Source organism: Variovorax sp. YR634 (genome assembly GCF_900106655.1).
GTDB lineage: Bacteria > Pseudomonadota > Gammaproteobacteria > Burkholderiales > Burkholderiaceae_C > Variovorax.
Genome location: NZ_FNOL01000026.1, coordinates 39,031 through 63,057 on the forward strand (window position 1 = coordinate 39,031; position 24,027 = coordinate 63,057).

Below are 24,027 nucleotides of genomic sequence, written 5' to 3' on the forward strand. Positions count from 1 at the left end.
ACCAGCGGGCCTTCTCTTTCGACACGCGATGGCGGCAATGATCATGGCGGCGGCAGCATCGTCGGCCGGTGCACAGGGCACGCAGGCGACAAAGGGCGGCTACGCCCAGCGCTACGCCGAGCTCTGCGCCTCGTGCCACGGCGCCAATGGCCGCAGCGACATGGCAGGCACGCCGGTGCTCGCGGGGCAGCATTCGTTCTATGCGATCACGCAGCTGTATCTCTTCCGTGAAGGCCGGCGCGACAACCCCGCGATGACGGCGGTGGCGAAGACCATGAAGGACGAGGACCTGCGCGGCTTCTCCGATTTCATCGCCACCCTGCCCGCGGTGCCTCCCCCGCCGCCTGCCGCGCCGGCCGACGCGGCGCGCATGGCGCGCGGCCAGGTGCTGGCGCAGGAACATCGCTGCCTGCTCTGCCACGGCGCCGACCTGAGCGGCGGCCAGCAGGTGCCGCGCATCGCACAGCAGCACGAGGACTATCTGCAACTGTCCCTGCAAGGCTTCCGCACCGGCAAGCGCCCGGGCTACACGCAGGCCATGGGCGAAGCGGTGGGCCGCGTTCCACCGGAAGACCTGGACACCCTCGCCTACTACGTGGCGCGCTTTCCCGGCGCGGCGCCCAAGCCGCCTCCCAAATAAACGCCCTCTTCCGGCGTGCAGCACCGGCGGATGCACGGTGCCGGCACTGCGCACCCCGAACCCTCCCCCCCAACGAACATCGGAGCCGAATCTCTTGGAAGTCTCATTCAGCAAGGAAGTGGAAATGCTGCGCCTCGGCGCAGGCGACACCTTTCACGGCGAGGGCATCCTCGCGATCACCAAGGGCCTGTTGCAATCGGGCGTGGCCTACGTCGGCGGCTACCAGGGCGCGCCGGTGTCGCACCTGCTCGACGTGATGGTCCAGGGCAAGGCCTACATGGATGAGCTGGGCGTGCACGTGGAGGCCTGCTCCAACGAGGCCTCGGCCGCGGCAATGCTCGGCGCGTCCATTCACTACCCGCTGCGCGGCGCGGTCACGTGGAAGTCCATCGTCGGCACCAACGTGGCGGCCGATGCGCTGTCGAACCTGTCCTCGCCGGGCGTGACCGGCGGCGTGCTGATCGTGGTGGGCGAGGACTACGGCGAAGGCGCCAGCGTGATCCAGGAGCGCACGCATGCCTACGCGCTCAAGTCGAGCATGTGCCTGCTCGACCCGCGGCCCGACCTCGGCGTGATGGTGCGCATGGTGGAAGAAGGCTTCCGCCTCTCCGAAAGCTCGAACATGCCCTGCCTGATGGAGCTGCGCATCCGCACCTGCCATGTGCGCGGCAGCTTCGAATGCAAGGACAACATGGCGCCCGCCATTTCGACCCGCGCGCTGATGACGGAGCCGGCGGGCTTCGACTACATGCGGCTCGCACATCCACCCGTCACCTTCCGGCACGAGAAGCTCAAGGGCGACGAGCGCATTCCGGCAGCGCGGCGCTACATCGTCGAGCACGGCCTCAACGAACTGATACCGGGCCGGCGCCACGCCGACCTTGGCATCGTTGTGCAGGGCGGGCTCTACAACGCACTGATCCGCAGCCTGCAACAGCAGGGGCTGGCCGATGCCTTCGGCGAGACGGACATCCCGATCCTCGTGCTCAACGTCACCTACCCGCTGGTACCTGAACAAGTCGCCGACTTCTGCGTAGGCAAGCGCGCGGTGCTTGTGGTGGAAGAAGGCCAGCCCGAGTACATCGAGCAGGACATCGCCACCCTGCTGCGCCGGCGCGACATCCAGACGCCGCTGCACGGCAAGGACATGCTGCCGTCGGCGGGCGAGTACGGCGTCGAGGTGCTCTCGGGCGGCATCGGCACCTTTGCCGCGAAGTACATCGAGGCAAGCGAAGCCTCGTCTTCGGCGCAGGCCTGGCTGGCCGGCAACCGCGAGCGCCGCGAAGCCGTTGCGCGCAGCCTGAGCGCGCCGCTGCCCAACCGGCCGCCGAGCTTCTGCATCGGCTGCCCCGAACGACCCGTGTTCTCGGCGTTGAAGCTCGCGCAGCAGCAGACCGGCCCGGTGCACATCGCGGCTGACATCGGCTGCCACGCCTTCGGCACCTTCGAGCCCTTCTCGATGGGCCACTCGATCCTGGGCTACGGCATGAGCCTGGCGAGCCGCGCGGGCGTGGCGCCGATGATGAACCGCCGCACGCTGTCGATAATGGGCGACGGCGGCTTCTGGCACAACGGCCTGCTCACGGGCGTGCAGAGCGCGCTGTTCAACGGCGACGACGCGGTGCTGCTGATCTTCAAGAACGGCTACACCTCGGCCACCGGCACGCAGGACATCATCTCGACGCCCGACGACGAGATCAAGGAGCGCGCCGTCGACAAGCAGCAGAGCCTGGTCGACAAGAACCAGACCATAGAAGACACGCTCAAGGGCCTGGGCGTGAAGTGGATGCGCACCGTCACCACCTACGACGTGGAGCGCATGCGCAAGACGCTGACCGAGGCGCTCACCAGCGATTTCAACGGCCTGAAGGTGGTGATCGCCGAGGGCGAATGCCAGCTGGAGCGCCAGCGCCGCATCAAGCCGTGGATTGCCGGGTTGCTGAAGAAGGGCGAGCGCGTGGTGCGCGTGAAGTACGGCGTCGACGAGGACGTGTGCAACGGCGACCACGCCTGCATCCGCCTGTCGGGCTGCCCGACGCTCACGCTCAAGGACAACCCCGATCCGCTGAAGGTGGACCCTGTCGCCACCGTGATCGACGGCTGCGTGGGCTGCGGGCTGTGCGGCGCGAATGCGCATGCGGCCACGCTGTGCCCGAGCTTCTACCGGGCCGAGGTGGTGCAGAACCCGAAGTGGCATGAGCGACTGCTGCACGGGCTGCGCGGTGCGGTCGTTCGCGCGCTGCAACCGGCGTGAGGAGCGAAGGCATGGAACAGAACCGCCCCCTCACCCTGCTCGTCTGCGCCCTCGGCGGCGAAGGCGGCGGCGTGCTGACCGAATGGCTGGTCGACATCGCACGCCACGCCGGCTACGCGGCGCAGAGCACGTCGATTCCCGGCGTGGCACAGCGCACGGGCGCCACCACCTACTACCTCGAAGTGTTCCCGGTGCCGCTCGCGCAGCTCGGCGGCAAGCGCCCCGTGTTCAGCCTGAGCCCGGTGCCGGGCGCGCTCGACGCGATCGTCTCGTCGGAGCTGCTGGAAACCGCGCGGCAGATCGGCAACGGCATGAGCGCGCCGCTGCGCACGCTGGTCATCAGTTCGTCGGCTCGCATCTTCACGACGGCCGAGCGCATGGAGCCCGGTGATGGCCGCACCGACGCGCAACGACTTCTCGACGTGGTGAAGGCCTTCAGCCGCGAGCACCATGTGTTCGACATGAACGCCATCGCGCGCGACAGCGGCACGGTGGTCAGCGCGGTGATGCTCGGCGCCATCGCGGGCAGCGGGCTGCTTCCGTTCCCGCGCGAGGCCTACGAGCACGTTGTGCGCGGCGGCGACACGAGCGCGCCGGACAAGCTCGGCAAGATGGCCGCCGCCAGCCTGCGGGGCTTCGCGGCAGCCTTCGACGCGGTGAGCGCCCCGCGCGCACAGGCCGCCTTCGTCAGCAGCGTGCTGGCCGGAGACACGAGCGACGCACCACCGCCAGCCAGCGCCCTGCCCGCCGACCTCGCGCGGCGCTTTCCGCCGGCCGTGCACGACATGCTCACGCTCGGCCACGCCCGCGTGCTCGACTACCAGGACGCCGCCTACGCCGCGCTCTATGCCGAACGCCTGGGCCGCGTGCTGGACGCAGAGCGCGCCGCCGATCCGGCCGGTGCACATGGCTTTGCCATCACCCGCGAGGCCGCGCGCTGGCTCGCGCTGTGGATGGCCTTCGACGACATCGTGCGCGTGGCCGCGCTCAAGGGCCGCGCGAGCCGCGCACAGCGGGTGCGGCAGGAGGTGCGGGCCGGCGATGAAGACATCGTGAAGGTCTACGACCACTTCAAGCCAGGTGCCGCCGAGTTCGCGGCGCTGCTGCCTCCTTCGCTCTCGCGCCGCGTGACGGCATGGGACCGGGGCCGGCAGGCGCGCGGCCTCGCGCCGTGGGCGCTGCCGCTGAAGGTGGGCAGTCATTCGGTGTTCGGCATGGCCTCGCTGCGGCTGCTGGCCTCGCTGCGCTGGCTGCGCCGCCGCGGCAGCCGCTTCGCCGAGGAACAGGCGCTCATCGAACGCTGGCTCGCCGCCGTGGAAGCCGGCACGCGCGAAGCCTGGACGCTGGGCCACGAACTCGCGCTGTGCGGGCGGCTCATCAAGGGCTACGGCAGCACCAACGAACGCGGCAAGGACAACCTGCTGCACGTGACCGACCACCTCGCCGCACAGCCCGGCGTGGCGCCGGCCGATCGCGCGCTGGCCGTGGCCGCCGCGCGCACGGCCGCACTGGCTGACGACGCGGGCAAGGCGCTCGATGCCGCACTGGTCGAACATGGCGCGCCCGCACGCCCCATCAAGGCCCAGCCCATCCGCTGGATGAAGCGCAAGCCGACCGGCGGCGCCTGAGACGGAAGGCGCCCACGATGACGCAGCTGCTCAACGTCGAGGACTACCGCCGCCGCGCACGGCGCGTGCTGCCGCGCCTGGTGTTCGACTATGTCGACGGCGGCGCGGAGGACGAACGCTGCCTGCGGCGCAACCGCGATGCGCTCGAAGCACTGCCGCTGATTCCGGAGTGCCTGCGCGACACGCATGCGATGGACATCGGTATCGAACTCTTCGACCGACGCTGGCGTGCGCCTTTCGCGGTCGCGCCCATCGGGCTGGCCGGCCTTGTGCGCCCGCGCGCCGATGCCCTGCTGGCCAGCGCCGCGCAGGCCGCGCGCGTGCCCTTCATCCTCTCGACCGCATCGAACACCCGCATCGAGGACGTGCGCACCGCCGCCCCCGACGCCACGCTGTGGATGCAGCTCTATGTGATGGGCGAGCGCGCCATCGCCGAGCGCATCGTGCGCCGCGCGCGCGCAGCCAACTTCGAGGCGCTGGTGCTCACGGTGGATGTGCCCGTCGGCGGCTTGCGCGAACGCGACCTGCGGCACGGCTTCCGCGTGCCGATGCGCCTCACGCCCGGCACGGTGTTCGACATGGCGCGGCACCCCGCATGGCTGCTGCGCCTGGCGCGCGGTGGCATGCCGCAGTTCGCGAATCTGCTGCCAGATGACGACGACGCACCGGTCTCAGCGCAGACGCAGGCCGCGCTGCTCTCGCGCACCATGGACCGCACGCTGACATGGGAAAGCCTCGCGTGGCTGCGCAAGCTCTGGGACGGCCCGCTGCTCGTCAAGGGCCTGCTCGGCGCGGAAGACGCGCGGCGCGCGGTGCGGCATGGCGCGGACGGCATCGTGGTCTCGAACCACGGTGGACGCCAGCTCGATGCGGCACCGGCCAGCATCGCGGCGCTGCCCGCCATCGCCGATGCAGTCGGCGGGCGCATCCCCGTGCTCATGGATGGAGGCATCCGGCGTGGAAGCGATGTCGTGAAGGCGCTCGCACTGGGCGCGCGTGCGGTCCTCGTCGGCCGCCCGCCCATCTACGGACTGGCCTGCGACGGCGAGCGAGGCGCGCTGTCGGTGCTGCAACTGCTCGCGCAGGAGACCGAACGCACGATGACGCTGCTCGGCGCCGCGCATGCACGCGAGCTCGGGCCGCGCCATGTCGACCGGCCCACGCCGCGTTCGCTCGACGAACAGAACGGCTCCACACAACGAACTCCGGAAAGCACGCGCGGGAAACCCTCCATTTACCCCGCACGCGCGCCTGCCTAGGCTCACCGGACCCGACGATTTCACACGCTACCCATAACGAAGGAGACCATGCAAACCACGCACCGCCCCCGCCGCCTCGGCAAACCACGCCCGCAACGCGTCGCTCGCCGCATCCAGCCCCTTGCCCTGCTCGCAGCCTGCGCCGCGCTCGTCGCGGGCACGCCCGCCGTGCAGGCGCAGGACAAGCCCGTGCAGCTCAAGCTGTCGAGCTGGGTGCCCGCGCAGCACCCGCTCAACCCCGCGCTGCAGGCCTGGGCCGACGACATCAAGAAGGAATCGGGCGGCACCATCACCGCCATCCTGTTTCCGTCGGAACAGCTCGGCAAGGCCTTCGACCACTACGACATGGCGCGCGACGGCATCGCCGACTTCTCGTACGTGAACCCCGGCTACCAACCGGGGCGCTTCCCGGTGATGGCGGGCGCGTCGCTGCCCTTCCTGTTCGCCAACGGCAAGGAGGGCTCGGCTGCCATCGACGCCTGGTATCGCAACTACGCGGCCAAGGAAATGAAGGACGTGAAGTACTGCTTCGCGTTCGTGCATGACCCGGGCACCTTCCACTCGCGCAAGAAGATCACGGTGCCCACCGACGTCAAGGGCATGAAGGTGCGCCCGGCCACCAGCACCGTGGGCCAGCTCATCACGTCGCTGGGCGGCACCAACGTGCAGGCCTCGGCGCCCGAGTCGCGCGACATGCTGGAGCGCGGCGTGGCCGACGCCATCACCTTCCCGTGGGGATCGATCGGCCTGTTCGGCATCGACAAGGTGGTGAAGTACCACATGGACGCACCGCTCTACGTCACGCCCTTCGTGTGGGTGATGAACAAGGGCAAGTACGACGCCATGTCCACCGCGCAGAAGAAGGTGATCGACGACCACTGCACCAGCGAATGGGCGCAGAAGGTGGCCGGCCCGTGGGCCGACTTCGAGTTTGCGGGGCACGCCAAGATGGCGGCGCTGTCGGGGCATGAGATCTACAAGCTCACGCCCGAGCAGCTCGATGCATGGCGCAAGGCGGCAGCGCCTTCGGAGGCGCAGTGGGCCGAGAGCGTGAAGAAGGTGGGTGAAGACCCGAAGGCCATCATGGATGCACTGAAGGCCAGCCTCGTCAAATACAAATCGGCGCTCTGAGCGATGGCTACACGGTCCGCCAGCTATATGGACCGCGCGATCAACACGATCGAATGGCTTGCCGCCATCTTCGTGGGGATCGTCGCGCTCAACATCTTCGTGGCCGTGGTGCTGCGCAAGTTCTTCGACACCTCGATACCCGACGCATACGATTTCGGCCGCATGCTGCTGGGCATCCTGATCTTCTGGGGCATCGCGGCCACCAGCTACCGCGGCGGCCACATCACGGTCGACCTCGTGTGGACGGCTGCGGGCCCGCGCATGAAGCGCGTGATCGACGTGTTCGCCACGCTGGTGCTGCTGTTCGTGGTGGCGGTGCAGACCGCCATGCTGTTCGACAAGGTGCGCGGCACCTACGTCGACAACGTGCAGACCTACGACCTCAACATTCCGACCTGGCCCTTCTACGCGGTGGCCTGGGCCGGCGACGTGTGCGCGGTGCTGCTGATCGCCATCCGCACCTACAGGCTGATCTTCCATCCCGAGCAGCTCGAAGAAATCCACCCCGAACAGAAGGCTGATGAATGAGCCCCGATGCAGTTGCCATCCTGGGCTTCGTCGCCCTCTTCGTTTTGATGTTGTTGCGCGTGCCGGTCGGCATGGCGATGGGGCTGGTCGGCGTGGTGGGCTACAGCTACCTCGTCGGGCCCGGTCCCGCGCTGAAGCTGGTGGGCCAGACCTCCATGCGCACCGTGACCGACTACACCTTCGGCGTGATCCCCATGTTCATGCTGATGGGTGCGCTGGTGTCGGTGTCGGGCGTGAGCCGTGAGCTCTTCAAGGCCGCGAACTCGATGATCGGCCACCTGCGCGGCGGGCTCGGCGTGGCCACCGTGGTGGCGTGCGGCGGCTTCGCGGCAATCTGCGGCTCGTCGGTAGCCACGGCCGCCACGTTCTCGGCGGTGGCGTATCCGGAGATGCGGCGCTTCAACTATCCGCAGTCGTTTTCCACCGGCGTGATTGCCGCGGGCGGCACGCTGGGCGCGATCTTGCCGCCCTCGACCGTGCTGGCGGTGTACGCCATCCTCACGCAGCAGGACATCGGCAAGCTCTTCATGGCGGGCATCGTGCCCGGCATCCTCGCGATGGCCATGTACGTGCTGACCATCGCGATCATCGTGAAACTGCGGCCCGACTGGCTGCCCGGCGGCGAGATCAAGCCGTGGTCGGAGCGCCTGAAGGATTTGAAGAACGTGTGGGCGCCGCTGGTGCTGTTCGTGTTCGTCATCGGCGGGCTCTACGGCGGCTTCTTCACGCCGACAGAGGCGGGCGGCGTGGGCGCGAGCGGCGCGTTCATCCTCGGGCTGGTGCGGCGCAAGCTCGACGGCCCGAAGATCCGCGAGGCACTGCTGTCGGCCACGCGCACGGCTGCGGCGGTGTTCACGGTGCTGATCGGCGCGCTGCTGTTCGGCTACTTCCTCACCATTACGCAAAGCCCGCAGAAGCTCACCGAATTTCTCACCGGCCTGGGCATCGGCCGCTACGGCGTGCTCGCGCTCATCATGCTCATGTACCTGGTGCTGGGCTGCCTGATGGATGCGATGGCGATGATCATCCTGACCGTGCCCATCATCTACCCGGTGATCGTGCACCTGGGCTTCGACCCCATCTGGTTCGGCGTGATCATCGTGATGACGGTGGAGCTGGGGCTCATCCATCCACCGGTGGGGATGAACGTGTTCGTCATCAAGAGCGTGGTGAAGGACGTGAGCTTCACCACCATCTTCAAGGGCGTGCTGCCGTTCATCGTGACCGACATCGTGCGGCTGGTGATCCTGATCGCCTTCCCCATCATTGCCCTGTGGCTGCCGACGAGAATGGGCTGATGAGCAGCATCAAAGAAATCGTCTACACCGCACGCGTCGAATTCGGCGATTGCGACCCCGCCGGCATCGTCTGGTTTCCCAACTTCTTCCGCTGGATCGATGCGGCATCGCGGCACTTCTTTGCCGAGTGCGGCGTGCCGCGCTGGGAAGAAACGGCCCAGACGATGGGCGTGATCGGCACGCCGCTGGTCGACACGCACACGCGCTTCGTGAAGGCCGCGAGCTATGGGGACACGCTGCAGATTGCGGTGCGCATCACCGAGTGGCGCGACAAGAGTTTCGTGCAGACCTACCGCGTGACGCGCGGCGAAGACCTGATCCTTGAATGCGAAGAGGTGCGGATTTTCGCCGCGAAACGCGAGGGCGGCGGCATCCGCGCGGTACCGATTCCGCCGGACATTCGCGCACTCTGCGCATAGCGCCGGCCAGCGCCGCCGGTTAATTCCTTGGACCTCATTCGCCGCGGCTTCGCGCTCCGTGAAGCCTTTCAGTACCCTTTCATTTCACACGCCTCGATACAAATAATCGCAGCCATTACAAGGCTGGAGGCGAGCCGTGAACCATGTCTACCGTGTCATCTTTGATCATCGGTCGGGGGAGTTCCGGGTCGCATCGGAACTGACGAAGCGCAGTGGTTCAGGAAGGACAAGAGGCAGCACCGGTGCTGTATGCCACAGCGTGCTCCCTGCCCTCGCGGTGCTGGCGGCGCTGCAGTTTCACAGCGGCGAAGCGGCGGCGGCATGCACACCCGCAGCCCCCATCGACAACGACACGGTGAGTTGCACCGGCGTGCCGATCACGCTGCCGCCGAACCCGAACAGTTTTCTCAGCAACGCGAACGGCCTCGCCGTGACGGTGCAGGCGGGCGGCATCATGAGCACGCTGCCCGGCGGCACCGCGATGGCCCTTGGGGGCAACAACATCACGCTCAACAACCTGGGTGCCATCGATGCGAATGCGGCGGGGTCCCTCGTGCTCGCGCGGGCCCTGACCATCGGCAACCTGATCGCGCCCACCAGCAGCAACGTCACGGTGAACAACTCGGGCTCGCTCGAAGGCACCTTCGACGGCACCTTCGGCCTGCTCGGCACGGCGGCGGTCATCGCCAACGCCGGAACCACGACGTTCAACAACAGCGGCTCGATCGGCGTGAGCGTGCTGGGCGCTTTCGATCCGGTCAACTCGATCGCGGTCGCCGTCTACGGCGGCGGCAACGTCAACTTCACGAACACCGGAACGATCACGGGCCGCGTGGCTTTCGAGAGTCCCACCGCTGGCGGCAACACCTTCGTCAACGCGGGCACCATCAACGGCAGCGTCTCGCTGGGCACCACAGTCAGCAACGACACCTTCGTCGCGGTGACCGGGTCGTCGATCGGCAATCCACTGATACCGCTGCCTGCCGTGGCCATTCCCACGCTCACCCTCCCACCGGGCCTGCTCACATTCGCCGCCACGGGCACGGTCGATGCGGGCGTCGGCGGAAGCGACACGCTCGTGCTGCAGAACACCATCGCCGGACCCGGCTCCGGCACGGGCGGCACCGGCAACATCTCGGGCCTGCAGTACCTCAACTTCGAGAACCTGACCGTCAACAGCGGGACGTGGACGCTCACCGGCGCGGTGGTGAGCGGCGCCACCACGCTCAACGGCGGTCTCTCGGTCTTCGACAACCCGCTGGCCTTCGGCACCGGGGCGCTGACGGCCAACGGCGGCGCCATCGAGGCGTCGCTTCCGGGCCTGGCGCTGGCGCAGAACGTCAATCTGACAGGCGGCCTGATCGTGCAGGGCGCCAACGGCCTGACGCTCGGCGGCACGATCAGCGGCGCGGGCGGGCTGATCAAGAACGGGGCCGGCACCCTGACGCTGTCCGGCAGCAACAACTTCAGCGGCGGGCTGGCGCTCAATGCGGGCGGGCTCACGCTGGGCTCGGCCAGCTCGCTCGGCACCGGCCTGTTCCTGGTCGGTGGTCCGGCCACGCTGAACACCGCTTTCACGGGCACGCTCACCAACCCGGTGCAGCTCAATGGCGCCCTGTCGCTCAACGGCGCGGGCGCCCTGACTCTGGGCGGCAACATTGCCGGTGCCGGCAGCCTGACGCTCAACAGCGGCGCCCTGGCGCTGACGGGCAGCAACAACTACGGCGGCGGCACCGTGCTGCAGGCCGGCTCGATCGACCTCGGCAACAGTTCCGCGCTCGGCTCGGGCGCGCTGACCGTCAATGGCGCCGGTTCGCTGACCGGTGTGGCCGGCGTGACGATCGGCAACGCTGTCGTGCTCAACAACACACTGAACTTCGGCGCGGGTGGCGGAGGCGGTGCGCTGACGCTCAACGGCACGATCAGTGGCGCGGGCGGCATGAGCCTGGCCGGTGCGCCGGGACTCACGCTCAACGGCGCGAACAACTTCGCCGGCGGCTTCAACCTGGGCGGCGGCGCGCTCACCGTCGGCAACAACCTCGCGCTGGGCACGGGGGCGGTCACGGTCAGCGGTGCCGGCTCGCTCACGGCCGGCGCGGCCGTGAGCCTTGCCAACAACTTCAACCTCAATGCCGGCCTGACCATCGGCAGCGGCAGCGACCTGGCTCTCAACGGCGCCCTCGGCGGCCTCGGCGGCCTCATCAAGACCGGTGCCGCCAAGCTCTCGCTGGGCGGCGCGAGCACTTTCTCCGGCGGCGTGAACCTGCAGGCCGGCGGCCTGGGCATCGGCACGAACACGTCGCTGGGCCTGGGCGCGCTGACGGTCAACGGCGCCGCCACGCTCGATGCGAGTGCGAACGTGAGCGTGGGCAACGCGGTCGTTCTCAACGCGGGCCTGACAGTGGGCGGCGCCAACAACATCGCCCTCGGCGGGCTGGTGTCGGGCATCGGCGCGCTGGGCTACAACGGCACGGCGACGCTGGGCCTCAATGGCGCCAACGTCGGCCTTCTGGGCGGCGTCAACCTGGCCAGCGGCACGCTCAGCGTGGGCAACAACCTCGCGCTGGGCACAGGTGGGCTCGGTGTCAGCGGCAGCGCGAACCTGAACGCGGGCATACCCGGCATTACCCTGGGCAACAACGTCACGGTGAACGGCGGCGCCACGCTGGGCCTGGGTGGCGCGAATGCGCTCACGCTGGGCGGCGTCATCGGCGGTGCGGGCGCGCTCGCGGTCAACGGCACCGCCGCCGTCACGCTGGGGGGCGCCAACAACTTCGGCGGCGGCGTGACGCTGGCCGGCGGCCAGCTCGCGCTGGGCACCAGCACCTCGCTGGGCACCGGCACGCTCGGCGTGACGGGCAACGCCACGCTGTCGAGCACGGGCGGTGCACTCGCGCTGACCAACGCCGTCACGCTCGGGGCAGGCGCGGGGCTCACGGTGGGCGGTGCAGCAGACCTCACGCTCGACGGCACGGTGAGCGGCGCCGGCTCGCTCATCAAGAACGGCACCGGCACGCTGGCACTCAACAACGCCAACAATTTCGGCGGCGGCGTCACCCTGCAGGCGGGCACGCTCAGCGTCGGCAACAACACAGCCCTGGGTACCGGCGCGCTGACGGTGGCCAGCACCGCGATGCTCAGCGCCAGCACCGACGTGGCGCTGGCGAACGACGTCGTGCTCAACGACAACCTGGGTGTCGCGGGCGCCAGGAACATCACGCTCGGCGGCACGGTCAGCGGCGCCGGGGGAATCTCGATGGGCAGCACCGGCACGCTGGCGCTGAACAACGCCAACACCTACTCGGGGCCGACCGTGGTCGCCAGCGGCACGCTGCAGGTGGGCAACGCGACCGGCAGCGCCACCGGGAGCGGCGCGGTCACGATGCAGAACGGCTCCACGCTGTCGGGCAATGGCCGCATCGGTGGCGATGTCACGCTCAACAACACTGCCGTGCTGGCACCGGGCACCCCCGGCGCGATGGGCATGCTCACCATCGGCGGCAGCCTGTCGCTTGCCAACGGCAGCGTGTTCGACTATCAGTTCGGCACGCCCGGCGCCAACTTCGCCACGCCCGGCCAGAGCGACAGCGTGAGCGTGGGCGGCAACCTCCTCATCGCGGGCAACACCACCATCAACGTGACGGACACCGGCGGCTTCGGCCCCGGTGTGTACCGGCTCGTGGACTACGGCGGCGCGCTCACGGGCGGCGGCACGCTGACGCTGGGCGGTGTGCCCGGCGGCGCCACGGTGGTCCTGCAGAACCTCAGCGCCGACAAGCGCTTCACGCTCGTCAACAGCACGGGCATGACGCTGGACTTCTGGAATGCCAATGGCCTGGCCAGTCCGACGCAGTCGGGCGGCGGCACCGGCACTTGGTCGACCACCTCGCCGGTGTGGACCGATGCGGTGGGCAACATCTCGCTGCCGATGCAGCCGCAGCCGGGCTTCGCGATCTTCACCGGCGCGCCGGGCACCGTGACGGTGGACAACACCGGCGGCGCGGTACAGGCCACCGGCCTGCAGTTCGCGAGCAACGGCTACACGCTGACCGGCGACGCGCTGACGCTGCTGGGCGCAGGGGGCGGCGCGAAGGCGGAGATCCGCGTCGGCGACGGCGGCGCGGGCTCGGCCGGCTTCACCGCCACGCTGAACAACACGGTCGCGGGCACGGCCGGCATCGCCAAGACCGGCGACGGCACGCTGGTTCTCGGCGGCACCAACACCTACACCGGCGGCACCGCGGTACAGGGCGGCACGCTGTCCGTTTCCGCCGATGTGAACCTCGGCGCGGCCGCCGGCAATGTGACGCTGGACGGCGGGCGCCTGCAGGTGACGGGCACCGCGTTCACCGGTACCGCGCGCAACCTGGACATCGGCGCGGCGGGCGGCGGCATCGAGATCGTCGATCCGGGTCTGGACTTCACCGCCAGCGGCGCGCTCGGCGGCAGCGGCGGCCTGGTCAAGTCGGGCGCAGGCACGCTGACGCTCGCAGGCACCAGCACCCTCACGGGCGCCACCACCGTCGCAGCCGGCACGCTGCGCTTCGGCGCGCCGGACCTGCTGAATCCCACCGCGCCGATCGCACTGGCCAACACGGCGGGCGCAACGCTGGACCTGAACGGTTTCAACCAGACCATCGGCTCGCTGTCCGGCGGCGGCGCGGCCGGCGGCGAACTCCAGCTCGGCAGCGCAACGCTCACGACCGGCGGCGACAACACCAGCACCACCTTCGGCGGCACGCTCAGCGGCAGCGGCGACCTGATCAAGCAAGGCACGGGCACCTTCACGTTGACCGGCGCGAACAGCTATGCGGGCGGCACATCGCTCACACAGGGCCGCATCGACGTGGGCGCCAATGCGGCACTGGGCACGGGCGCGCTTGCGATGTCCGGCGGCACCACGCTCGGTCTTGCGGCCGATGGCCTGACGGTCGCCAACAACGTGACGCTCGCCGCCGGCGGCGGCGGCGCGGTGGTCGACACCAGTGCCTTCAACGGCACGCTCACGGGCGCCGTCAGCGGCGGCGGCGCGCTCGTCAAGGAGGGCAGCGGCACGCTGACGCTGGCCGGCACCGCTAACACCTACACCGGTGCAACGCAGGTGGACGCGGGCACGCTGCGCGCGGGCGCGGCCAATGCGTTGAGCCCTGCCTCCGCCACCAGCGTGTCCGCGGGTGCGACGCTCGACCTGGCCGGCTTCAGCCAGACGGTGGCCGCGCTGGCCAACAGCGGCACGGTCTCGCTGGCCGGCGCCGCGCCGGGCACCACGCTCACCGTCACTGGGCCCTACACGGGCAACAACGGCATCCTGCAACTGGGCGCGGTGCTCAATGCCACCGGCCCCTCGGACCGCCTGGTGCTCGACGGCGCCGGCGCGACCGCGAGCGGGCGCACCACGGTGCAGATCATCAACCTCGGCGGACTGGGCGCGCTGACGACCGGCAACGGCATCGAGGTGATCAGCGCCCTGAACGGCGCGACCACCACCGCACAGACCACCAGGGACGCCTTCTCGCTGGCCGGCGGCCACGTGGACGCTGGCGCCTACGAGTACCGGCTGTATCCGGCGGATGCCAGCGGCAGCGGCGAGAACTGGTACCTGCGCTCCACCACCGGCGGCCTTCCTGGAACACCGGGCGGGCCGGGCGGGATCGGCGGGTTGCCTACCTACCGCATCGAAGTGCCGCTGTATGCCGCGCTGGCGCAACAGCTGCGCCAAGGCAACCTCGATATGCTGGGCAACCTGCACCTGCGCGGCGGCGACGACACGCGGCTCGCCACCGACGGCGCCAGCGCTCGCGGTCGCCGCGCCTGGGGCCGCCTGATCAGCGCCGACATCGACGCGAGCCAGCGCGGCACCGCGAACGCGCAGAGCAAGGGTCGCCTCCACGGCTTCCAGGCCGGCACCGACCTGTGGGCCGACACCCGCTGGAACGTGGGCGTCTACGTCGGCCAGCTCGAAGGCAACATCCGCGTGAACGGCTTCGCGCGCGGCATCCAGGGGCTGGACGTGGGTTCCAACGACCTGCGCAGCCGCTACCTCGGCGCCTACGCCACCTGGCACGGCGACGAGGGCTGGTACGCCGATGCCGTGCTGCAGGCCGGCCAGCACCGCTACAACGTGCAGCCGTTCGCGACCTTCGGCAGCTCGGGCAAGGGCAAGAGCCTGCTGGCCTCCATCGAGGTGGGCAAGGCCTTCGGCATCGGCAGCGGCTGGATCGTGGAACCGCAGTTGCAGCTCATTCACCAGCGCCTGCGCATGGACGACACGGGCATCTCCGGCGCCGCGGTGACACAGGACCCGCATGACGGCCTCATCGTGCGCGCAGGCGTGCGCATCAAGGGCGAGATCGCCACCGGCGCGGGGACGCTGCAGCCCTATGGGCGCATCAACGTGTTCCACGCCTCCGGCGGTGCCGACGTGACGCAGTTCCTGAACTTCGGCGGCGGCACGGCCATCCGCAGCGAAACGGGCTCGACCAGCACCGAAGCGGCCGGTGGCGTGACGCTCGCTCTCGGCGAGCGCACCTCGCTCTACGGGGAGCTGGGCAAGCTGTGGGCCTCGGGCGGCGCGGCGCGCTTGAAGAGCTCGATCAACGCGTCGCTGGGTGTGCGGGTGCGCTGGTAGCAAGCGCGGCCAGCCTCGTCAGCAGGCCATCGACGCCAAGATCGATCAGGTCGAAAACTTCGACAAAAGCCTGTTGCCCGCCATACCAGGGGTCGGGCACATCGCCTTCGACGCCCTCGGCGAATTCGGTGAACAGGTGCACCTTGTGGGCCGTGCCTGCGGGCGCAAGCCGGCGCAGCGCGGCGCAGTGCTGGGCAGTCATGCCGATGATCAGGTCGAAACGTTCGAAGTCGGCCCTGCGGACCTGCCGCGCGGAATGGGCGTGCATCTCGATGCCGCGGCGTTTGGCCTCGGCCACGGAGCGTGGATCGGGCGGATTGCCGCGCTCTTCGTCGGAGACGGCTGCACTGTCGACTTCGACGTGGAAACCCACTGCGCGGGCCTTGTGCATCAACAGGACGTGGGCTGTGGGGGAGCGGCAGATGTTGCCGGTGCAAATAAACAGAATTGCCAGTTTCTTCATATGCGACAACGGCTGGATGATTTCGCGGGCTGATGGATGCGGTAGAGAGGCTACAATGCGACCTCGCTCAATGATCCTGAGCACTGCCTGGCCAGGCAAGCTGAATCTCACACCAGCGCGTCGAAGTCACTACGACGAGAAAAACAATAATGACTTCATGCAAAAGAATTTGCCGTAGCGTGGACCGCGTAAGAGTTCACGACCACATTCCCAAAGCCCGCTTCGAGCGGGCTTTTTCACGCCCGAGCGATCTGGTCTGATGGTCCTGCAGACCGTGAAAGGTGACAGCAGTCGGCATCGAGGCACTTCCCTGAGCGGTTTTATTCCTCCCTCGCCTCTACCAGCGCCGTCTGCTGTCGAAGCCAGTGTGCTCAAGCGAAGTGAATTCAGCATGAAGTCAGCGCGGGTGTTCTGTGAAGTGAGGGCGCGCAGTTTGCACGACCGTCTCAGGTGCCCGCACAAGCTGGACGTAACCGCAACAGTGAGGCGATAACTACCATACTGGCATCGAGGGACATGGCCAAAATGGTTGACGCTGTTCGTGCCGCAGTGCAACAATCCTGCATCTTCATTTCGGAGCCCCGTGCGTGGACAGTGCCAGTTGGATCAGTGACAAGACGCGTGCCTCGGCAGGCGTGACACACCCGGCTCTCTAGCGCAGGCTTCTCCCGCGCTGCGTGCCGGTGTGCACACAGCGTGGCCCTCTTGCCTCATCGGCAAGCGGTTTCCCTCCTCCCGATTCCCGTCGTTTCGTCGCTGACTTTTTCAGTCAGCTTGCGTGCGTCCGTGCACGAGGCCCTTCACTGCGAAGGAGCCTTGTCATGCGTCACTTTCATCTTCGTCGTCAGCCGCACGAACAGCAGCAGCGCGTTCGCCCGTCGGCGCACGCGCCTGCCCGCGACCCTGCGGCAGTTGACGCCGCGCCCGTCGTCGATGCCTCGCTCGACCAGGCCGCGGCGCTCTGGACAACGCGCCGCATCCGCAGCTTCCTGGTGCTCCAGCCGGCCTGCGCGCCTCGCCGCTGAGCCGCGCTCCGAACCCTTCTTTCAACCTGCAAGCAACCCGGGAGCACACGATGGACCCAGCCTCTCATTTGCGCCGTAGCGCGCCCCCTTCGCTTCGATCGATTGCACCAACAACAACGCGGCCCGCCGCCGCGCTTCGCAAAGGGTTGCTCCTGGCTGATTGATGCCCGGAGGTTCTCCCTGGGCGGGCGGCGGCCGCCCCGAAGGAGAACCCCATGAAAAACGTCCTGAAGTCTTTCTTCGAAAGCTTCCTGCGCAGCCGCCACATGCTGCATCACTTCGAGCGCTGGCAGACGCTGCTGGGATCGAAGCCCGTCGGCACCGGCTCCTTCGTCAGCATGCCGCCCGACATCGCGAAGGCACTGGGCACCGCCTCGCGCACCGATGCCGGCGAGATGCTGCTCAAGCTCAACAGTTCGCCGCGCGGCCTCAGCGAAGGCCATGCGCAAGTGCTGCGCAAGCGCCTCGGCAGCAACGAGGTTCGCCACGAGCAGCCGCTGCCCTGGTGGCAGCACCTGTGGCAGTGCTACCGCAATCCGTTCAACCTGCTGCTGACGGTGCTGGCGCTGGTCTCCTATGTCACCGAGGACATGAAGGCCACGCTCGTGATCGGCAGCATGGTGGTGCTGTCGACGGTGCTGCGCTTCCTGCAGGAGTCGCGCTCCAACAAGGCGGCCGACCGGCTCAAGGCCATGGTGAGCAACACCTCCACCGTGCTGCGGCCTGCGCCGGGCTACAAGGCGGGTGCCGCTGGCGACGAGGGCTTCGACACCACGCACGCCGGTACGGTGCGCGTCGAAGTGCCGATGCGCGACCTGGTGCCGGGCGAGGTGATCGCGCTGTCGGCCGGCGACATGATCCCGGCCGATTGCCGACTGCTCACCGCCAAGGACCTGTTCATCAGCCAGTCCGCGCTGACGGGCGAGGCCATGCCGGTGGAAAAATTCGTCGTCGATCGCGGCGACCACGCGGCGGGCGTGCTCGAACGCGAGAACCTGCTCTTCATGGGCACCAACGTGATCAGCGGCACCGCTACCGCGCTCATCGTGCACACGGGCGATCGCACATTCTTCGGTGCGCTGGCGCAACGCGTGACAGCCACTGATCGCGGCACCAGCGCGTTCCAGGCAGGCATCAACCGCGTGAGCTGGGTGCTGATCCGCTTCATGCTGGTGATGGCGCCGCTGGTGCTGGTGATCAATGGCGTTGCCAAGGGCGACTGGTGGGAGGCGGCGCTGTTCGCGCTGTCTATCGCGGTCGGCCTCACGCCCGAGATGCTGCCGATGATCGTGACGGCCACGCTGGCCAAGGGTGCGGTCGTGATGTCGCGCCAGAAGGTGATCGTGAAGCGGCTCGAGGCCATCCACAACTTCGGCGCCATGGACGTGCTGTGCACCGACAAGACCGGCACCCTGACGCAGGATCGCATCGTGCTCGAGCGCCACACCAACGCCTGGGGCGAAGGCTCGGACCACGTGTTGCAGCTGGCCTACCTCAACAGCTTTCACCAGACGGGTCTGAAGAACCTGCTCGACAAAGCCGTGCTGAGCCATGCCGAGCTGCAACTCGAAACGCGTCTGCAGACGGCCTATCGCAAGATCGACGAAGTGCCCTTCGATTTCTCGCGCCGGCGCATGTCGGTGGTGGTGGCCAATGGCGGCAGCGAGCACCTGCTGATCTGCAAGGGCGCGCTGGAAGAGATTCTGTCGGTATGCACCTCGGTCGAGCGTGGCGCTGAAGTGCTGGCGCTCGATGCGGAGGTGTTGGCGCGCATCCATCGCGTGGCGTCGGAGCTCAATGCCCAGGGCCTGCGTGTGGTGGCCGTGGCCAGCCGTTCGCTGAAGACCGAGGCACGGAAGCCGGCCTACGGCGTGGCCGATGAGTCAGGGCTCACGCTGCTGGGCTACGTCGCCTTCCTGGACCCTCCGAAGGAATCCACCGCGCCCGCATTGCGCGCGCTGGCCGAGCACGGCGTGGCCGTGAAGGTGCTGACGGGCGACAACGAACTGGTCACGCGCAAGGTCTGCGCCGACGTGGGCCTGGAAGTCGGCCGCATCGTGCTCGGCCGAGAGATCGAGGACATGGCCGATGCCGACCTGCGCCTGGTGGTCGAAGCGCACCAGGTGTTCGCCAAGCTCACGCCTGCCCACAAGGAGCGCATCGTGCACGCGCTGCATGCCAATGGCCATGTGGTGGGCTTCATGGGCGACGGCATCAACGACGCGCCCGCGCTGCGCGCCGCGGACATCGGCATCTCGGTGGACGGCGCGGTGGACGTGGCCAAGGAGTCGGCCGACATCATCCTGCTGGAGAAGAGCCTGATGGTGCTGGAGCAAGGCGTGATCCAGGGGCGCCGCACTTTTGCGAACATGCTCAAGTACATCAAGCTCACTGCCAGTTCGAACTTCGGCAATGTGTTCTCGGTGCTGGTGGCGAGCGCGTTCCTTCCGTTCCTGCCGATGCTGCCGCTGCACCTGCTGGTGCAGAACCTGTTGTACGACGTGTCGCAGATCGCGATTCCGTTCGACAACGTGGACGAGGAGTTCCTCAAGAGCCCGCAGCGCTGGAACCCGGCGGACCTGGGCCGTTTCATGGTGTTCTTCGGCCCGCTGAGTTCGGTGTTCGACATCCTCACGTTCGCAGTGATGTGGTTCGTCTTCGCGGCCAACACGGTGGGCCACCAGACGCTGTTCCAGTCGGGATGGTTCGTCGAGGGCCTGCTGTCGCAGACGCTGATCGTGCATCTGATCCGCACGCGCAAGATTCCTTTCCTGCAAAGCCGCGCGGCATGGCCGCTGCTGATCATGGGTGCGGCGATTGCGGCGGTGGGCATCTGGCTGCCGATGGGGCCGCTGGCGCACTACTTCAAGCTGCAGGCGCTGCCGTTGATGTACTTCCCCTGGCTTGTCGCCATGCTGGTCGGCTATGCAGTACTGACGCAGGCGGTGAAGGGGTGGTATGCGCGGCGGTATGGGTGGCAGTGATGTGCCTGTGCTGAGGGGACTGTTCGGGACACGTGCGACTGTCGTGCTGGCCGATCAACCACGACTCTGATTGATCACATCGACAGGGTGCTCGCCCCCCGAAACAGCGCACAACGGTCGAATATGCTTTGTCTCCCAATGTGACGCAACCCGACATGCACATGACACCCAAGATCCGCAAACTTCTGGTGCTGGATCTCGACGAAACGCTGGTTCACGCCACGGAGAACGCACTCGGCCACGACGAAGATTTTCGCGTCGGTCCTTATCGCGTGCACTTGCGACCGCACCTTGCCGACTTCGTGAGCAACGTGCTCGCGCAGTTTAAGGTCGGTGTCTGGACTGCATCGGGCGAAAGCTACGCATTGCAAATCGTCGAGCGTATCTTCCCGAGCGGCACGCTGGAGTTTGTCTGGTCGAGCGCACGCTGCACGACAACGCGAGACTGGACGACGGGTGAGTACCAGAGCATCAAGAACCTGCAGAAATTGAAGTCCAAGGGCTATCCACTCGAATCGATCATCGCCGTCGATGACACGCCATCGAAGTACGCGAGGAGCTACGGCAATCTGGTGACGGTGCGCGAGTTCGTGGGCGACAGGAGCGATGCGGAGTTGCCGCTGCTGGCGACGTATCTGACGCACCTTGCGGACGTTCCGAATGTGAGGCGTATCGAGAAGCGCAACTGGCGTGAACACATCCAGCGGCATACCGGCATGACGCCGCCGGCCGATTGAACATCGACATCACAACAACAAGGAACCTTTCGATGCAAGCCATCCAGAACATCAACCTGCTCTCGCTGCTCGACACTTTCATCAGCGTCGCGGCCGCGTTCGTCCTCGGCTCGCTGATCGGCCTCGAGCGGCAGATACGGCAGCGCACCGCGGGCCTGCGCACCAACACGCTGGTGGCCGTGGGTGCGGCGGTGTTCGTCGACATGGCCAATCGCCTGCATGGCCAGGACGGGGCCGTGCACGTGGTGGCCTACGTGGTCTCGGGCATCGGCTTTCTGGGCGCGGGCGCGATCATGAAGGAAGGCGCCAACATCACGGGCCTGAACACGGCGGCCACGCTGTGGGGGTCGGCGGCGGTGGGCGCCTGCGCGGGTGCCGATCTGCTGGGCGAGGCGATGATCGCCGCGCTGTTCGTGCTGGCCAGCAACACGCTGCTGCGGCCGGTGGTCAATCGGATCAACCGTCGCCCGATCAGCGAAGAATCGAGCGAGGCGACCTATGCGGTGCGCGTGATCTGCTCGCGCGCGGCGCGGCCCGAGGTAATGGACCAGTTACTGCTGCTCCTGGAAGCCGCGAACTACCCGGTGCGCGACGTCGACCAGCACGCCTTCGGGCCGGCCGACACGGAAATCGAGGCGACGCTGTACGCTACCGCAGTCGAGCCGCTGGAGCTCGACCAGGTGATTGCCGAGCTCGAAACGCTCGACGGCGTACAGCAGGCGTTCTGGAACGCCTCCGCCGAAGACTAGGCGCCGATCAAACGCCCAGGATCGAAACGGCCTTGGTGTTCAGGTAGGCCTCGAGCGCTTCAGGGCCGCCTTCCGAACCGTAGCCCGAATCCTTCACACCGCCGAACGGCATTTCGGGCGACGGCGTGGCGGGCTGGTTGATCCACAGCATGCCCAGTTCGAGCTTCTGGCTCAGCAGGTGCGCGTTCTTGATCGACTTGGTGAAGGCATAGCCGGCCAGGCCGAAGGGCAGGCGGTTGGCTTCGGCGATCGCTTCTTCGAGCTTGTCGAAGCCGCGAATGGCGGCGATGGGGCCGAAGGGTTCGTTGTTGAACACGTCGGCGTCCAGCGGCACGTCGGTCAGCACGGTGGGGGCGAAGAAGTTGCCGGTGTCGCCCACGCGTTCACCGCCGGCCGCCACGGTGGCGCCCTTCTTGCGCGCGTCTTCCAGCACATGGGCCATTGCGGTGAGGCGACGCGCGTTGGCCAGCGGGCCGATGGTCGTGCCTTCGGCGAGGCCGTCGCCGAGCTTCAGGCCTTCGGTGTACTTGACCAGCGTGCGGGCGAATTCTTCGCGCAGGCTGTTGTGCACCAGGAAGCGGGTCGGCGAGATGCAGACCTGGCCCGCATTACGGAACTTGGCCGCGCCCGCTGCCTTGACGGCCAGCGCCACGTCGGCGTCTTCGGCCACGATCACCGGAGCGTGACCGCCCAGTTCCATCGTCACGCGCTTCATGTGCGAACCGGCCAGCGCGGCGAGTTGCTTGCCGACCGGGGTCGAGCCGGTGAAGGTGACCTTGCGGATGATCGGGTGGGCGATCAGGTAGTTCGAGATTTCAGCGGGGTTGCCGAACACCAGGCCCACGGTGCCGGGCGGAATGCCTGCATCGACAAAAGCCTGCAGCAGCGCAGCGGGCGATGCCGGGGTTTCTTCAGGGGCCTTCACCAGGAACGAGCAGCCGGTGGCCAGCGCAGCGCCGAGCTTGCGCACGATCTGGTTGATCGGGAAGTTCCACGGCGTGAACGCGGCGACGGGGCCCAGCGGCTCCTTCAGCACGAGTTGCTGTGCGGCCAGGTTGCGCGAGGGCACGATGCGGCCGTAGACGCGGCGGCCTTCGTCGGCGAACCATTCGATGATGTCAGCGGCAGCCAGCGTTTCGCCCTTGGCTTCGGCCAGCGGCTTGCCCTGCTCTTGCGTCAGGAGCTTGGCGATTTCGGGGGCGCGTTCGCGGATGAGGCCGGCGGCGCGGCGCATGACGGCGGCGCGCTCGTTGGCAGGGGTATTGCGCCAGGTCTCGAAACCGCGTTGTGCGGCGGCCAGGGCGCGGTCGAGGTCGGCGATGCTGGCGTGAGCCACCTTGCCGATGGCCTTGCCGGTGGCGGGGTTCACGACGTCCAGCGTCTTGCCGCCGGTGGCGTCGACCCATTCGTTGTCGATCAGCAGGCGGGTGTCGGTGTAGGTGGCGGTCATGGCGAACTTTCCTTCGGGGACTGGATGATGAAAAGAAGAATGGGGAATTCTGGAGGTGCTGTGCGGCTCTGCACCCGAAAGGATGCGCCGGCTTCAACGGCAGCCACAGGCCGCCGGGGGCATAGATTAACCCGAGTTCACAAACCTCGCCCGCCGGCGGTCACGGGCGAAGAACGGAGTCGTCATGCGCGCCGAACATAATCCCCGTCACACAAACACACAGAGGACGAGGGAAATCCATGCACGCAGCGCTGCGCAACAACCTGTTTTTCATCAAGGAACACGTCGGCATCTTCAAGGCCGCCAACAACTACGACATCTTTGACCCGAATTCGCAACAGAAAATTCTGGAGTGCCGCGAGCCGAACCTCGGCTTCTTCAGCAAGCTGCTGCGCTTCACCGACTACAAGCGCTTCACGCCATTCGACGTGGTGGTGTCGACGCCCGAAGGGCAGAAGGTGCTGTCGGTCAAGCGCGGCGTGTCCATCTTCCTGTCGAAGGTGCAGGTGCTCGACGGCAACGACCAGGTCGTCGGTTCGTTCAAGCAGAAGCTCTTTTCCATCGGCGGCAAGTTCGACGTGCTCGACGCACAGGAGCGGGTCGCCTGCACGCTCAAGGGCAAGTGGACCAGCTGGGATTTCCGCTTCGTACAGGGCAGCACCGAGTTCGCCGCCGTGTCCAAGAAATGGGCGGGGCTGGGCAAGGAACTCTTCACCACCGCCGACAACTACATGCTGTCGATCGACCCGGGCGTGCCGGCCAACGATGCCCGCCGCCTGCTGATCGTGGCGGCGGTGATGTGCATCGACATGGTGCTGAAGGAGTAAGAAAGCT

At 67.6% G+C, this 24,027-nt stretch carries 16 protein-coding genes; 14 read left to right on the top strand and 2 right to left on the bottom strand.

Annotation, left to right across the window (positions count from 1 at the left end; translation table 11 throughout):
• Positions 1-28 precede the first annotated feature (28 nt).
• The 9 genes from BLV60_RS29440 to BLV60_RS29480 all read left to right on the top strand — a co-directional run bounded on the left by BLV60_RS29440 (position 29) and on the right by BLV60_RS29480 (position 15,785).
• On the top strand, positions 29-640 hold the full coding sequence (locus tag BLV60_RS29440; protein WP_093058847.1) for a c-type cytochrome: 612 nt from the start codon (positions 29-31) through the stop codon (positions 638-640).
• 94 nt (positions 641-734) lie between these two features.
• Positions 735-2,894, top strand: coding sequence for a thiamine pyrophosphate-dependent enzyme (locus BLV60_RS29445; RefSeq protein ID WP_093058848.1), 2,160 nt, complete (start codon positions 735-737; stop codon positions 2,892-2,894).
• Between the two features lie 11 nt (positions 2,895-2,905).
• Positions 2,906-4,522, top strand: a complete 1,617-nt coding sequence (locus BLV60_RS29450; protein ID WP_093058849.1) for an indolepyruvate oxidoreductase subunit beta family protein — start codon at positions 2,906-2,908, stop codon at positions 4,520-4,522.
• Between the two features lie 17 nt (positions 4,523-4,539).
• Positions 4,540-5,781, top strand: a complete 1,242-nt coding sequence (locus BLV60_RS29455) for an alpha-hydroxy acid oxidase (RefSeq protein WP_093058850.1) — start codon at positions 4,540-4,542, stop codon at positions 5,779-5,781.
• A 48-nt stretch (positions 5,782-5,829) separates the two neighbouring features.
• Positions 5,830-6,912, top strand: a complete 1,083-nt coding sequence (locus BLV60_RS29460) for a TRAP transporter substrate-binding protein (RefSeq protein ID WP_256216980.1) — start codon at positions 5,830-5,832, stop codon at positions 6,910-6,912.
• 3 nt (positions 6,913-6,915) lie between these two features.
• A complete protein-coding gene (locus BLV60_RS29465) occupies positions 6,916-7,440 on the top strand; it encodes a TRAP transporter small permease (RefSeq protein ID WP_256216979.1) in 525 nt (174 codons plus the stop codon).
• Positions 7,437-8,738 (top strand): TRAP transporter large permease, encoded by a 1,302-nt coding sequence (locus BLV60_RS29470; protein WP_093058852.1) that lies wholly within the window; start codon positions 7,437-7,439, stop codon positions 8,736-8,738. Before BLV60_RS29465 ends, BLV60_RS29470 begins: the two co-directional genes overlap by 4 nt.
• Positions 8,738-9,157, top strand: coding sequence for an acyl-CoA thioesterase (locus tag BLV60_RS29475; RefSeq protein ID WP_093058890.1), 420 nt, complete (start codon positions 8,738-8,740; stop codon positions 9,155-9,157). The genes BLV60_RS29470 and BLV60_RS29475 overlap by 1 nt, the downstream gene beginning before the upstream one ends.
• Positions 9,158-9,293: 136 nt before the next feature.
• Positions 9,294-15,785 (top strand): autotransporter outer membrane beta-barrel domain-containing protein, encoded by a 6,492-nt coding sequence (locus BLV60_RS29480; protein ID WP_256329628.1) that lies wholly within the window; start codon positions 9,294-9,296, stop codon positions 15,783-15,785.
• Here the strand turns inward: BLV60_RS29480 and BLV60_RS29485 are convergent.
• Positions 15,751-16,248, bottom strand: coding sequence for a low molecular weight protein-tyrosine-phosphatase (locus BLV60_RS29485; protein ID WP_093058853.1), 498 nt, complete (start codon positions 16,246-16,248; stop codon positions 15,751-15,753). The two genes, BLV60_RS29480 and BLV60_RS29485, sit on opposite strands and share 35 nt — an antisense overlap.
• Positions 16,249-17,069: 821 nt before the next feature.
• Between BLV60_RS29485 and BLV60_RS29490 the strand changes: the two genes are divergently transcribed.
• The 4 genes from BLV60_RS29490 to BLV60_RS29505 all read left to right on the top strand — a co-directional run bounded on the left by BLV60_RS29490 (position 17,070) and on the right by BLV60_RS29505 (position 21,743).
• The gene (locus BLV60_RS29490) at positions 17,070-17,273 is read left to right on the top strand and encodes a hypothetical protein (RefSeq protein WP_093058854.1); all 204 of its coding nucleotides are present in this window, start codon (positions 17,070-17,072) and stop codon (positions 17,271-17,273) included.
• Between the two features lie 215 nt (positions 17,274-17,488).
• Positions 17,489-20,257, top strand: a complete 2,769-nt coding sequence (gene mgtA, locus BLV60_RS29495; RefSeq protein ID WP_093058855.1) for a magnesium-translocating P-type ATPase — start codon at positions 17,489-17,491, stop codon at positions 20,255-20,257.
• A 161-nt stretch (positions 20,258-20,418) separates the two neighbouring features.
• On the top strand, positions 20,419-20,994 hold the full coding sequence (locus BLV60_RS29500; RefSeq protein ID WP_093058892.1) for an HAD family hydrolase: 576 nt from the start codon (positions 20,419-20,421) through the stop codon (positions 20,992-20,994).
• 32 nt (positions 20,995-21,026) lie between these two features.
• Positions 21,027-21,743, top strand: a complete 717-nt coding sequence (locus tag BLV60_RS29505) for an MgtC/SapB family protein (protein WP_093058856.1) — start codon at positions 21,027-21,029, stop codon at positions 21,741-21,743.
• A 7-nt stretch (positions 21,744-21,750) separates the two neighbouring features.
• On the opposite strand, the gene BLV60_RS29510 is transcribed toward BLV60_RS29505, so the two are convergent.
• Positions 21,751-23,193 (bottom strand): NAD-dependent succinate-semialdehyde dehydrogenase, encoded by a 1,443-nt coding sequence (locus BLV60_RS29510; RefSeq protein ID WP_093058857.1) that lies wholly within the window; start codon positions 23,191-23,193, stop codon positions 21,751-21,753.
• Positions 23,194-23,432: 239 nt separating this feature from the next.
• Between BLV60_RS29510 and BLV60_RS29515 the strand changes: the two genes are divergently transcribed.
• Positions 23,433-24,020, top strand: a complete 588-nt coding sequence (locus BLV60_RS29515) for an LURP-one-related family protein (RefSeq protein WP_093058858.1) — start codon at positions 23,433-23,435, stop codon at positions 24,018-24,020.
• Positions 24,021-24,027 lie beyond the last annotated feature (7 nt).

Bases quoted from the DNA above. Each gene is read 5' to 3' on its own strand.
- BLV60_RS29440 (WP_093058847.1), top strand. From the start codon at position 29: ATGGCGGCAATGATCATGGCGGCGGCAGCATCGTCGGCCGGTGCACAG.
- BLV60_RS29450 (WP_093058849.1), top strand. From the start codon at position 2,906: ATGGAACAGAACCGCCCCCTCACCCTGCTCGTCTGCGCCCTCGGCGGC.
- BLV60_RS29455 (WP_093058850.1), top strand. From the start codon at position 4,540: ATGACGCAGCTGCTCAACGTCGAGGACTACCGCCGCCGCGCACGGCGC.
- BLV60_RS29460 (WP_256216980.1), top strand. From the start codon at position 5,830: ATGCAAACCACGCACCGCCCCCGCCGCCTCGGCAAACCACGCCCGCAA.
- BLV60_RS29465 (WP_256216979.1), top strand. From the start codon at position 6,916: ATGGCTACACGGTCCGCCAGCTATATGGACCGCGCGATCAACACGATC.
- BLV60_RS29470 (WP_093058852.1), top strand. From the start codon at position 7,437: ATGAGCCCCGATGCAGTTGCCATCCTGGGCTTCGTCGCCCTCTTCGTT.
- BLV60_RS29475 (WP_093058890.1), top strand. From the start codon at position 8,738: ATGAGCAGCATCAAAGAAATCGTCTACACCGCACGCGTCGAATTCGGC.
- BLV60_RS29485 (WP_093058853.1), bottom strand. From the start codon at position 16,248: ATGAAGAAACTGGCAATTCTGTTTATTTGCACCGGCAACATCTGCCGC.
- BLV60_RS29490 (WP_093058854.1), top strand. From the start codon at position 17,070: ATGCGTCACTTTCATCTTCGTCGTCAGCCGCACGAACAGCAGCAGCGC.
- mgtA (WP_093058855.1), top strand. From the start codon at position 17,489: ATGAAAAACGTCCTGAAGTCTTTCTTCGAAAGCTTCCTGCGCAGCCGC.
- BLV60_RS29500 (WP_093058892.1), top strand. From the start codon at position 20,419: ATGACACCCAAGATCCGCAAACTTCTGGTGCTGGATCTCGACGAAACG.
- BLV60_RS29505 (WP_093058856.1), top strand. From the start codon at position 21,027: ATGCAAGCCATCCAGAACATCAACCTGCTCTCGCTGCTCGACACTTTC.
- BLV60_RS29510 (WP_093058857.1), bottom strand. From the start codon at position 23,193: ATGACCGCCACCTACACCGACACCCGCCTGCTGATCGACAACGAATGG.
- BLV60_RS29515 (WP_093058858.1), top strand. From the start codon at position 23,433: ATGCACGCAGCGCTGCGCAACAACCTGTTTTTCATCAAGGAACACGTC.